The sequence below is a fragment of the Streptomyces sp. NPDC096310 genome (assembly GCF_044763125.1).
Classification (GTDB): Bacteria; Actinomycetota; Actinomycetes; order Streptomycetales; family Streptomycetaceae; genus Streptomyces.
In genome coordinates this window covers 291,559-303,315 of sequence record NZ_JBIWFO010000004.1, presented here as the reverse complement: position 1 = coordinate 303,315, position 11,757 = coordinate 291,559, and the positions used below count along the sequence as shown (strand labels likewise).

General features: G+C 75.1%; 10 protein-coding genes. 7 read left to right on the top strand and 3 right to left on the bottom strand.

Features of this window, described 5'->3' with window-relative positions; all coding sequences use genetic code 11:
• The first annotated feature begins 11 nt into the window (after nucleotides 1–11).
• Entirely contained in the window at nucleotides 12–599 is a 588-nt protein-coding gene (locus ACIQ7D_RS12310; protein WP_403936527.1) for a Clp protease N-terminal domain-containing protein, read from the top strand.
• A gap of 41 nt (nucleotides 600–640) precedes the next feature.
• Here ACIQ7D_RS12310 and ACIQ7D_RS12305 read toward each other — a convergent pair whose 3' ends face one another.
• Nucleotides 641–1,630, bottom strand: a complete 990-nt coding sequence (locus tag ACIQ7D_RS12305) for a helix-turn-helix transcriptional regulator (protein WP_403936525.1) — start codon at nucleotides 1,628–1,630, stop codon at nucleotides 641–643.
• A gap of 1 nt (nucleotide 1,631) precedes the next feature.
• Nucleotides 1,632–2,540: a DUF4097 family beta strand repeat-containing protein gene (locus ACIQ7D_RS12300; RefSeq protein WP_403936523.1), complete on the bottom strand. Its 909-nt coding sequence runs from the start codon at nucleotides 2,538–2,540 to the stop codon at nucleotides 1,632–1,634.
• A 149-nt stretch (nucleotides 2,541–2,689) separates the two neighbouring features.
• Here ACIQ7D_RS12300 and ACIQ7D_RS12295 point away from each other — a divergent pair, with 149 nt between their 5' ends.
• Nucleotides 2,690–3,499 carry a hypothetical protein gene (locus tag ACIQ7D_RS12295; RefSeq protein WP_403936521.1) on the top strand — a complete coding sequence of 270 codons (810 nt, stop codon included), beginning with the start codon at nucleotides 2,690–2,692 and terminating at the stop codon, nucleotides 3,497–3,499.
• 9 nt (nucleotides 3,500–3,508) lie between these two features.
• On the opposite strand, the gene ACIQ7D_RS12290 is transcribed toward ACIQ7D_RS12295, so the two are convergent.
• Entirely contained in the window at nucleotides 3,509–3,700 is a 192-nt protein-coding gene (locus ACIQ7D_RS12290) for a DUF6104 family protein (RefSeq protein WP_403936519.1), read from the bottom strand.
• A gap of 165 nt (nucleotides 3,701–3,865) precedes the next feature.
• On the opposite strand from ACIQ7D_RS12290, the gene ACIQ7D_RS12285 reads away from it, so the two are divergent.
• The 5 genes from ACIQ7D_RS12285 (at nucleotide 3,866) to fxsA (ending at nucleotide 11,609) form a co-directional block, all read left to right on the top strand.
• Nucleotides 3,866–4,414 carry a CU044_2847 family protein gene (locus ACIQ7D_RS12285; protein WP_403936517.1) on the top strand — a complete coding sequence of 183 codons (549 nt, stop codon included), beginning with the start codon at nucleotides 3,866–3,868 and terminating at the stop codon, nucleotides 4,412–4,414.
• Nucleotides 4,411–6,519 (top strand): trypsin-like peptidase domain-containing protein, encoded by a 2,109-nt coding sequence (locus ACIQ7D_RS12280; RefSeq protein ID WP_403936515.1) that lies wholly within the window; start codon nucleotides 4,411–4,413, stop codon nucleotides 6,517–6,519. Before ACIQ7D_RS12285 ends, ACIQ7D_RS12280 begins: the two co-directional genes overlap by 4 nt.
• A gap of 127 nt (nucleotides 6,520–6,646) precedes the next feature.
• A complete protein-coding gene (locus tag ACIQ7D_RS12275) occupies nucleotides 6,647–7,735 on the top strand; it encodes an AAA family ATPase (RefSeq protein WP_403936514.1) in 1,089 nt (362 codons plus the stop codon).
• Between the two features lie 7 nt (nucleotides 7,736–7,742).
• Complete coding sequence (locus tag ACIQ7D_RS12270) at nucleotides 7,743–11,330, top strand: SAV_2336 N-terminal domain-related protein (protein ID WP_403936512.1); 3,588 nt, start codon at nucleotides 7,743–7,745, stop codon at nucleotides 11,328–11,330.
• A 36-nt stretch (nucleotides 11,331–11,366) separates the two neighbouring features.
• Nucleotides 11,367–11,609, top strand: coding sequence for an FxSxx-COOH cyclophane-containing RiPP peptide (gene fxsA / locus ACIQ7D_RS12265; protein WP_403936510.1), 243 nt, complete (start codon nucleotides 11,367–11,369; stop codon nucleotides 11,607–11,609).
• Nucleotides 11,610–11,757: the final 148 nt, after the last annotated feature.

Below are 11,757 nucleotides of genomic sequence, written 5' to 3'. Positions count from 1 at the left end.
GCCGCACCTTCATGTCAACCAGGGTTGACGTCGCTCACCTGTCAACGTACGTTTCCTGCCGCACCGGCGCGGCCACCGTCACCGAGGAGCACCTGCTGCTCGCGCTCTTCGAACGCCGGGGCACCCGCGTCTCCTTCGCCTTCGCCGCGCTGGGCCTGGCCGGCCGCCGCGCGTCGGTGGAGGACGGGCTCCGGGAGGCCCGGCGCAGGGGCGGCCTGTCGAAGGCGGAGACGCAGGCGCTGGCGGGGCTCGGGATCGACGTGGACGAGATCGTCGCGCGGGTCGAGGAGACCCACGGCGAGGGCGCGCTGCGCGTCGCGGTGAGGCCCGGCCGGACGCGGTGGCCAAAGCGCCGCCCGTTCGCCCCCGGCGCGAAGGCGGCCCTGGCGCGCTCCCTGCGGATGGCCCAGGGCCGCGGTGACCGCACCATCGGCGACGCGCACCTTCTGCTGGCGCTGACCGCCCGCCCGGGGGTGGTGTCGGAGGTCCTGGCGGACCACGGGGCGACGTACGCGGCGGTGGAGCGGGCGATGTTCGGCGCGGCGGGGACCGGAGGGGCCGAAGGGGGCGGGGAGGGTACGGCGACGCCGCCCGGGTGAGCAGTGGGGGAGGGGCGACACCGCCCTCCCCCCCCCACCCGTCACTCCTCGGGAGTGCGCAGCAGCGCCCCGATACGGTCCACCGCCGTCGCCAGGTGGCGGCGGCTCTCGTCGAGTTGGGCGGCCGTGACCCCGTGGTCCCGGGCCACGTCGCGGATCTCGTCGCGGAAGCGGTCCAGCAGCCGGTCCAGGTCCCGGGCCGGATCGCCGGACTCCGGGGTGTCCTGTGCCCACTCCGGGGCGTCCTGCGTCCCGGCCGCGTCCGGCCTGCTGTACGGGGGCCACGCGGACCCGGTCAGGCCGCCGAGCTGGCCGGCCAGTTCGGACAGGCCCTCCCGCAGGCCGGTCGGCCAGTCGCCCCGTACGAAGTGGTGCCGCACCTGGTCCTGGACCTGCTCGGCCATGCGCCGCATCTCCTCCCGCGCGTTCTCCTGGGCCTCCTTGGCCTGGCGGCGGGCCTGCTGGGCGTCGTCGCGGGCCCGGCGCGACTCGTCCTTCGCGCGGCGGGCCTGTTCCTTCCACTCCTGCTTCGCGCGCTTCAGCTCCTCCTTCGCCGCGCGCCAGGACTCGGGGTCCCCGAAGGGGGCCTCCCCGCGGGGCGCTTCCCCGTCGGCCCCCGGGCGGGACCGGGCACCGGCGGCGGTACGGGTGTGGGAGGCCGCCGCCCGCATCTCGCTGCGGAGCCGGCCCGCCGCGCCCCGTACGTCCTCGCGGATCTCCGAGGCCAGTTCGGAGACGGACTCGCGGATCTCCAGCTCCAGATCGGCCAGTTCGCCGCCGCGCCCGGCCAGTTCGGCGCGGCCCGCCTCGGTGATCGAGTAGACCTTGCGGCCGCCCTCGGTGGCGTGCGTGACCAGGCCCTCGGCCTCCAGTTTGGCCAGCCGCGGGTAGACCGTGCCGGCGGAGGGCGCGTACAGGCCCTGGAAGCGCTCCTCCAGCAGCCGTATCACCTCGTAGCCGTGGCGCGGCGCCTCGTCCAGCAGCTTGAGCAGATAGAGGCGGAGTCGGCCGTGGGCGAAGACCGGGGGCATGTCACAGCTCCTTCGTCAGGGAGGGCGCCGCGCCGGCCGGGGCGGGTCCGTGCGGTCCGTCGTGGCGGTCGTCCTCCGACGGTGGCTTTCTGAGCAGGGCGATCGAGCCGGACACCGTGTTCGCCTTGAGCGTCCCCCCGCCCGCGCCCAGGGTGCCGGTGATCCGGTGGGCGCCCCACTGGCCGCTGACCCGCAGATCGTCGAACGCGTTGGTCACGGAACCGCTCGCCGTGTGCGCCTCGACCTGTGCGTCCGTCGGGTGCGGCAGCCGGATCGCGACCTCGCCCGAGACGGTGGTGAGGCTGATGTCGGTGGGTTCGCCCGCCGGGTGGTCGAGGTCGATGACCATGTCGCCGCTGACCGAGTCGGCCCGTACGCGCGATCCGGAGCCCTCGACGACCGTCAGGCGGCCCGACACGGAGTGGTAGTGGAGGCTGCCGGTGACCGCCTGGGCCTCCAGATCGCCCGAGACCGTCTCCGCGCGTACCTCGCCGGACAGCCCCACGAGTGTGGTGTCGCCACTGACCCCGCGAACCGCCGTACGCCCCCGGACCCCGGTGATCACGGTCTCGGCGCCGACGACGCCCACCCCCACCGCGGTCCCGGTGGGGACGGCGAGCGAGACGACGGCGCTGCGCCGCCGGCCCTTGGGGTCGAGCCAGCTCAGAAGGTTCTTCCAGGGCAGGTCCTCATAGGCGACCGTCAGGGTCGAGCCGTCCAGGGTCACGATCAGCGGCGGTCCCTCGACGCGGGAGATCTCCAGCCGGGTGCCGCCCCGCCGGTCCGGCAGGGCCTCGTCCGTGCCGACCACGTTCACCGTGCCGTTGACGAGGCGCACGTCCAGCGTGGTCACCGGCTCGTCGAAGGTGAGCCGCTCGTCCTCGGTGACCTGCCACGTCGACTCTGCCATGGTGCTGACCTCCCGGGGCACGGCTTGACGCAACATATCGCGTCTCTTGGAGAACACGATATATCGCGGTTACGGAAAGTCAAGACCGGACGGCGGAACGGGCCACGGCCGGCGCTCTTATCGGGGCAAAGTGCCCTAGCGTAAGGGCCATGAACGCGACATCCGCAGGTGCGCTGCTGCTCTGCCGGGCCGAACCGGCGGCGGTACGGCCCGCCGCCCATCTGCTCCGCGAGAAGCTGCTGCTGACCCCGGCCGGCCAGGGCTGGAGCCTGCTGGTCCCGGAGGGAAAGCCGTGGCTCGACGGTACGGAACCGGTCGACCGGGTGGTCGCGGGATGGGCCACCGCGCTCGCCGTCGGCGTGAACTGGCCGGTGCTCGCGCTGTGGTGGGACCCGGACCGGGCGGGCTACGTCCTGGCCGCGGGCTTCCGCCGTACGGTCGGCTACACCTGGCTCGCGGACGGCACCGCGGCCGGTGAGGACGAGGCGATGCGGACCTTCGCGGCCCGGCTCGGCCTCGACCCCGTACTGGACCTCCAGGCGCTGGAGCCGCTGACCCTGGGCGACCCGGACGCCGACGCGCGGGCCCGGCTGCTCGCGCTCTCCGCGGTCCTCACCCGCACCGGCCTCATCCTCCCGGCGGGCCTCACCCCGGGCGAACCGGCCGACCGGCTCCGCGAGGTGGCCCGGGTGCAGCCTGGGGCCGAGCAGATCGAGTGGGCGGGCTGGCGCGACGCGGTACGGGCCGAGCTGGACGAGGTCGAGGACGGACCGCTCGGCCCCTGGCTGCACGGGCCCCGGGCGCGGCTGCTCGGCGCCGTACAGCTCGCGGCGGGCGCCCCGCTGGCGGTGTGGGCGGTACGCCGACGCAGCGCGGGCTGGGCCTTCGCGGGGGCGCTGCTGATCGCGCAGGGGGTGCTGGGACTGGCGTACGACCGGCTCCGAACCGGCGGGGAGTGAGCCGGCCGGCTACGCGTCCTCGTCGTCTTCGTCTTCGTCGTCCAGCCGGGCCAGCCAGGTGGCCAGCCGCTCGACCGGCACCTCGAAGTCGGGGTTGAGGTCGACGAAGGTGCGCAACTGCTCGGCCAGCCACTCGAAAGTGACCTCCTCCTCGCCGCGCCGCTTCTCCAGTTCCTCGATCCCGCGGTCCGTGAAGTACATGGTCCTCAGCTTAATGCCTGGTCTTCATGCCTGCCGTGACGGCCGGCCGGCGCCGGTGAGGGACGCGAGAACCGTTCGGGCGCGAACCGCCGTCCTCACCGGTGCGCCTCGCGTCGGCGGCGTACTGCCGCTAACCTGCGGGGAATTGGGGGAAATGGGGATGCCATGGGTGATGGAGAGGCCAGTGTCGCGCGCATCGAGATGCCGGACGGCACACCCGTATGGGCCCGGATCTCCGGTGCCGAGGAGCTGACCGGCCCTTCCGGGGGGCTGACGTACTCGGACACCGGGTTCGCCGACCAGGTACAGGCCCGGGTCGAGAGCCTGCAGGGAGTCGTGACCAGCGTCGCGCGTTCGCTCGTCGGGCCGCTGCGCGCGGTCAGGCCCGACGAGGTCAGTATCGAGTTCGGGATCGAACTCACCGCGAAATCGGGGAAGGTCGTCGGGCTGCTCGCCGACGGCGAGGCCAAGGGAGGGATCAAGGTCACGCTCACCTGGACCGGCGGCGGACCGCCCGCCGACCTGTCCGCGCCGCCGCTGGTGCCGCCGCAGGCGCAGCGGCCGCCCGTACCGCCGACACCACCGCCACCGTCGGCCCCGCCGGCGGTCCCGCACCCCGCGCCGCCGCGGGCGCCGGCACCGCCCGGGGGCGCGCCCCCCGGCGCACCGGCGCACCCCGACGGGTCCACGCCCCCGGCCGGGAGCGGCACATGATCGACGGGCTCGGCCGGGTCGAGCAGGGCGGGCCGGCCGATGGGGGGAGCACCCGCAGTGCGCTGCGCGACCTCGTCATGGCGGCGACCGTGCGCATCCATGGCCCGGACCGGGGGTATGTCCCTGAGGGGCCGGGCGGAAGCTTTCTGGGGAGTGGCTTCTTCATCGCCCCGAGCTGGGTTCTCACGTGCGCGCATGTGGCGTTGCAGGGGGAGGGGCGGGACGTGACAGTGATCTTCGAAACCGGCCCCCGCAGCGGCGAGACCGCCGTGTCCGGCACGGTGGTCGCCGCGCTGCCCGAGCCGTCGCCCGGCGACCCCGGCCCGGCGGGGGTACGCGGGGGCGGCTGGCCCGCCCCCGATCTCGCGCTCGTCCGGCTCCGCCGGCCCGTCGAGCACGCCTGCGTGTACGTCACGGAGCGCCCCGCCGCGTTCTTCGGCGGCGGCTCGGTGCTCTACTCCGGCTGGACGGAGGTCGGCGGCCGGATCAAGCGGCTCAGCGGGCAGTTGTCCGTCCAGGGCACGGTCGGCGGCTGGTCGGACCCGGAGGACGAGCAGGTGCGGCTCGGCGGGGACGTGCTGCCGCCGGGGGTGTCCGGCGGGCCCGCGGTCGACCTGGCGCGCGGCGAGGTGGTCGGCGTACTGAAGTCCCAGCTCGTCGGCGGGATGGGCGGCACGTCCATCGGTATCGAGCGGCTGCGCTCGCTGCCCGTGCCCGCGGCGATGGCCGGGGCCGAGGCCGACGACGACTACCAGGCGGTCTTCCACGCCCATGACCGGTACCACGCGGACCGGCAGCTGACCCGGGCGGGCGCCGGCTGGACCTGGGCCGACGTACAGAACTCGCTGGGCGCGGGGGCCGACCGCGCGCTCAGCCCGCAGCAGCGGATCCTGCTGCTCGGCAAGCTGGCCGAGCTGCCGCCGCCGGTCTCCACGCACAGCCTGCTCGATCTGCTGGTCCGGCTGCCGGGCGTGGACCGCGTGGAGCGCTATCCGGCGCCGCGGAGCTGGCGGGACGGGCTCGGCGCGCTGTACGAGACGCGCGGCGGCGGCGCCGCGCTCGAACTCGTCCTGCGCTACTGCATGAGCGCCATCGCCGCCGAGCGCCCGTATGTCACGGGGGCCACCGCGGCGGCCGAGGAAGCGCTCTGGGACTGGGTGAAGTTCGTCGCCGACGACCAGCTCTCGCGGAACTTCCGCAACGAGATCGCGCTGCTGTGGTCCGCGGCCCGCCACCGTACGGACCGCGCTCAGCGGCGCGCGGCCCCGGCGTACGGGGAGCGGCCCCGCGCCGGTGAGCACTCCTTCGTCCTGCTGGAGCTGGAGCCGCGCGGCTGGGAGCGCGACAGCTACGACTGGCGCGTCGGTGTCGCCCGGCACAGCGGGGAGGTGCTGCCCGTCGCCGAGGACAGCCGCGGCACCTCGGGCAGCGCGCTGCCCGCCCGGCTGACCGGGTCGCTGACGGAGGCGTTCCGCCGGTGCGACGAGCCGGACAGCCCGGCCGTGCTCCAGGTCGCCGTCGCCCCCCAGCAGCTCGGTCTGGAGGTCGAGGCGTGGCGCCTCGCACCGGACGAACCGCCGCTCGGCGCCCTGCGCCCGGTGGTGGTGCGCTGCTCCGACCGGGAGCCGCCGCTCTCCGAGGAGGAGGCCAGGGAGCACCGCTCGCGCTGGAGCCGTACGGCGGGGGCCGCGGTACAGGCCGAGATCATCGACTGCGAGGACGGATTACGGGTACCCGTACCGCAGGAGGAGCGGCTGCGCTCCCTGGCGTACGAGACGGTGCCCGTGCTCTGCCGTTACGCGGCCCAGCCGGACGGCGAGACCGCGGCCGGTCTGGGCAGGGTCGTGCGCGGCGGCTTCCATGTCGCGCTGCTGCGGCGCGGCGAGAGCCGGCCCGAGTCGGTCTGCGCGGAGTTCCACCGGCGGGCCGTGCACACGGTGGCGGAGGCGGACGGCGCCGCGCAGTTGCCGCGGATCCTGATGGAGCTGCGGCAGGGCGTGCACGCGGGCCGTGCGGAGATGTTCTGGTCGGACGGAGTGGCGCTGTTCTACGACGATCCGCACCATCCGCTGCCCGGCTCAGGACAGTTGCTGGAGGCGCCGTGAGAGATGTGGAGCACCGTCCAGGGCCCGGCTCGTGGAAGACCCTTACGGGGTACGGCCCGGATCGCTACGGTGAAGCAGCTTCGGCGGCTGCCGCCCCCGGCGGACGAGTGAGGACGAGGACATCACCATGAGTGAACCCAGCGAATGGCTCATCTACCGAGGGGCCGGCGAACCGCACGACGGCATCGCCCAACTGCCCCCGCCGCCGCCCTGGCGGGACTTCGCGGGCCGTGGTGGCTCCCTGCCGGAGAACGGGGCCGGTGACGGCGCGGGCGCGGACGGCTCCGGTGGTGACGGATCCGGTGGTGGTGACGGCTCCGCCGACCGGCGGCTCGGCGGGTACCGGCACGAGGCGGAGCTGCACCGCCCCGGCGCCGAGGAGCTGGAGATGATCAACGCGGCGCTCTATCTGCGCCGTCCGCTGCTCGTCACCGGCAGCCCCGGCGCGGGCAAGTCCACCCTGGCCCACTCCGTCGCGCACGAACTCGGGCTCGGCCGGGTGCTGCGCTGGCCCATCGTCAGCCGCTCCACGCTGCAGGACGGGCTCTACCACTACGACGCGATCGCCCGCCTCCAGGACGTCCAGCTCGCCGCGCACAGCGCCGCGGCCGGCACCGGGGTGAGCCCGGGTCAGGACCCGTCTGCGGACATCGGCAGCTACATCAGGCTCGGCCCGCTCGGTACGGCGCTGCTCCCCTCCGGGCAGCCGCGCGTCCTGCTCATCGACGAGCTGGACAAGAGCGACATCGACCTGCCGAACGACCTGCTCAACGTCTTGGAAGAGGGCGAGTTCGGCATTCCGGAGCTGGAGCGGATCGCCGACCGGCTGCCCGACGGCGAGGCCGAGGTCCTGACCGACGACGGCAGGAAGGTACGGATCAGGGGCGGCCGGGTGCAGTGCCGCGCCTTCCCGTTCACCGTCCTGACCAGCAACGGGGAGCGCGACTTCCCGGCGCCCCTGATGCGCCGCTGCATCCATCTGGAGCTGGGCCGGCCTGACCACCAGCGGCTCGCCACCTTCGTACGGGCCCACCTCGGCGACGAGGCGGCGCGCGCGGGCGATGATCTCATCGCGCACTTCCTGGAGCGCTCGCGCAGCGAACTGATCGCCACCGACCAGCTCCTGAACGCGATCTACCTCACCGACACCGCCGCGCCCGCCGGCCGTGACCGCCTCGCCGACCTGCTCATCCAGCGACTCGACCGACCGAGGTGATGCGCTGATGCCCGACGTCACGGGGCGCCACGGCCCGGCGAGCGAGCCGGAACCGGGACACGGGTACGGAGCCGTCACCGGGGCGGAACCTTCGACTCCGGATCCGGCGGTCCCGGTGCCGGGCGCTCCGAATCCGGCAGGCACGGCTCCTGGCGCTCCGGTTCCGGCGGCTTCGGCTCCGGTTCCGCTTCCCGGCGTCCCCGGCGCGGGGAGTCCGGCCGAGGATGACGCGGGCGCGGCGGACCGCGGCGCCGGTGAGCCGCCCCCGTACGACAGTTCGCGCCTCGCCGCGCTCGTCGCGCGGCTGCGCGGCGCCGGGCTCGACCCCGATGCCGAGCAGCTCTGCGACGCCCTCTGGCTCGCGCAGCAGACCCGACGCGACCGTGGAGCGCCGGCCGGTGCCGGGCCCGGCGAGGCCCCCCGCGCCGGCCTGCGGGGACCGGGGCGGGCCGGAGCGCAGGACCCCCGCGTCCCGCCCGGTCCCGGCGGTACGGAGGGAACGTCTCGGGCGAACGGCGACGACACGCCCGAGCGGCTGCAGGGCCTCCCGGTCGAGGACCCGCGCATCGCCCTCCACCCCGTGCCGCGCCCGGCCGGAGCGCGCGCCTCCGGGACCCGTTCGGGGGGCGCCGCCGCCGCGCTCACCCTGGGCGTACCGGCCGCCCCCGCGCTCCCCGCGCCCCTCGAACTCCAGCGCGCCCTTCGTCCGCTTCAGCGGTACCGGCCCTCCGCGCCCCCGCTGCGCCGTACCCTTGACGAGGTGGCGACCGTAGAGCTGAGTGCCCGGGCCGGCGGGCTGATCATTCCGGTGTTCCGTGGGGTCTCGCGCGGGGACGCGATTCTGCAGCTCGTGATGGATGCCTCGTCGTCGATGCGGGTCTGGGAACGGCTCTTCGCCGAACTCCAGCAGATCTTCGGCCAGTTGGGCGCCTTCCGTGATGTGCAGACGCGCTATCTCCACCAGGGGCCCGACGGCGCGCCCGCCGTCAGCAGAAGCCCCGACCCGGCCGCCGCGCCGCTCAGTTCGGCCGACCGGCTCAGCGATCCGACCGGACGCCGCGTCACCGTCGTCGTCAGCGACTGCGCGGGCCCCCTCTGGCACAGCGGGCGTGCCCACCGGCTGCTGCACCAGCTCGGCCGCCAGGCGCCCACCGCCGTCCTCCAGCCGCTGCCGCAGCGCATGTGGAACCGGACCAGACTGCCCGTCACCTACGGGGTCCTCTCCCGGGGCGAGGGACCGGCCGGCGCCGCCGTGCTGAAGGTCGGCGGCGACGCGGCCACCGCGCCCGCCGCCCGGCCCGGCGCCCTCGCCGTCCCCGTACTGCCGCCCGTCGCGGGCGCGCTCGGCGCCTGGGCGCGGCTGCTCTCCGGCACCGGCGCGGGCCGGATCTCCGGCGCGGTCGGCTGGGTGCGCGCCGACCAGCCTCCGGCGCCCGCACCGCGCCCTGGCGACCGGATGTCCTCGCTCCAGCTCGTCAGCCGCTTCCGCTCGGCGGCCTCCCCGGTCGCCGGACAGCTCGCCGTCTATCTCGCCGCGGCCCCGCTCTGTCTGCCGGTGATGCAGCTCGTCCAGCGCACGATGCTGCCCGACTCGGGCCCCTCCGAACTCGCCGAGGTGCTGCTCAGCGGCCTGCTCTCACGCAGCAAGGGCGACGGCGCGGACGACGGACCCTGGTACGAGTTCACCCCCGGCGTCCAGGAGGCGCTGCTCGGCCCGCTGGGCCGGGACGAGGCCATCCTCGTACTGAAGCACTGCTCCGAGTACATAGAGCAGCGCTTCGGCCGCGGCGGCCCCAACTTCCCCGCGCTGGCCCTCGCACAGCTCGGCAACGAACGCCACGGACCCCTCCACCCGGGCGACGACCCGGACGAGGACGCCGAGTTCGGCGGGGAGTTCGGCCCGGACGGTGGCGGTCCCGGCGGCGGACCGCGCGTCCCGCACCCCTTCGCCGAGGTCGCCGCCCGCGTACTGGAGCAGTTCATGCCGCTGCCCGAGCAGTTCGCGGCGTACGGACTCAACGGCGGCGGGCCCGGCACCGCGCCGCAACCGGTCAACGCGGCCGTCGAGAGCGCCCGCGAACTGACCGCGCAGTTCGAGTCGGACAGCATGGTCCAGTACCTGATCGACGCCGTACAACTGCTGCGCGGCGCCACCGAACGCGAGGCGCCCGGCGGCTCCGACCCCGAGCTGTGGGCCGAGTTCGCCCGCTGTCTGCTCCGGCTCTGGGAGGTCCAGGGCGGCGGCGAACTGCTCGGCGAGGCGGAGCGCGCCGCCGAACGGGCCACCGCCCACCCCCGGGCCGTACGCGAACGGGCCGTCCTGGCCAAGGTGTTGCACGCGGCGGCCGACGACCGGCGGCGGCGCGGCGACCGGTCCGGCGCCCTGGAGCTGCTGCGCCGCGCCGACCGCGAGTACACCGTGGCCTGCGCGGCGCCCGGACTCGCCCCCGGCGAGGCGCTGCGGCTCACGCTGGACCGGGTGCGCGCCCTGGAGGCGCAGTGGCGGCTCGGCGGCGACAGCGCGCTGCTCCAGGGGGCGATCGGCATGCTGGAGGCGTTCGCCGACGTCTGGCCCGACCAGGAGAACCGGCCGACGGGGCTCCCGCTCGCGCACGGCAGGACCCTGCTGCGGCTCTCCGGTGCGACCGCCGACCCCGAACAGGCCCAGGTGTACGCCGCCCAGGCGGCCCGCTCGCTGCGCAAGGCGCTCACCCCCGGCGGTCACACCGTGGGCACTCAGGCCCGTATCCTGCTCGACCTGGTGGACGCGCTGCTCCGCTCCGGGGAGGGCCTGGAGGAGGCCGCGACCCTCGTCGACCAGTCGCTGGCGACCGTACGGGACGAGCGGCTGCTCGCCTCGCTCAGGATCCGCGCCGGACGGGTCAGGGTGGCCCGCTACGAACGGTCCGAGGACCCTGACGATCTGGACGACGCCGCCGACTTCTTCGCCCGCGCCGCCCGCTCCACCGCGCGCGACTCCCGGGCCCACGCGGACCTGCTCGCCGAGTGGGGCGCCACCGTGCTGCGGCGCGCCGGGCTCCCGGACGGGGCGCCGTACGCCGGCGCGGCGGTACGGGTGCTGCGCGACTGCCGTACGGAGACGGCGACCGGCACCGCCCGCCAGGCGGAGCGGCTGCTGATGCTGGGCCAGGCGCTGATGCTGCGCCACCGGATCAACGACGACCGGGTGGATCTGCGCGAGGCGGAACACCTCTTCGGGCTCGCCGCGCAGGAGGCCCGCGACCCGCTGACGGCCGCGCGCTGCTGGCTGGAGCTGGGCCGCTCCCACTTCGACGCCTACCGCACGCTGCACCGCCCGGCCCGGCTGGACGACGCGGCCGAGGCGTTCCGGGACGCGGCGGACGCGGCCAGGACCGCCGAGGAGGAGATGGAGAATCCGCGCCAACGACTGGAAGCCATCGCGTTGCGTGCTGCGGCCGGCCACTGGCGGGGTAGGACCTATGAGGAGGCGGGTCGGCCCCGGGCGGCGCGTGAGGCGTACCGGTCGGCCCGCACGGAGTGGCGCAAGCTGCCGGACGGCGGCGGCGAGACGGCCCGTTCGACCGCGGACCGGCTGGCCGAGCTGGAACGCTGAGCGGTGCGCGCCGTAGTGACATGAGGGGGAGGCGTGATGACCGACGCGGCGCACGGCACGGAGCGGGAGAACGAGAAGTACGAGGGGTACGAGGCCGGGCCCGGCGGCGCGGCGGGCACGCCGTCCGGTACGGCCGGTGAGCTGCCGGATCTGCTGGCCCTCGACCTGGCGTCCCTGCGGACCCTCGACCACCCGGTGCTCAGCGAGGTGATGGCGGATCTGCGCGGCCGGGCCGAGCAGCCCCGCGAAATGCTCTGGGGATTCAACAACGCGTTCTGAGGAGGACGTTACGGGGCAGGACCCTCTGGGCGGAGAGTTCGGTTCCGCCGGCGCCCGGGACCGGGCCGCCCGACGACTCTGTACGGCATGGGGGTGCGCAGTGGTGTCTCGACAGGGGACGCCGCGCGGCGCCGAGCCCGCGCCGGGC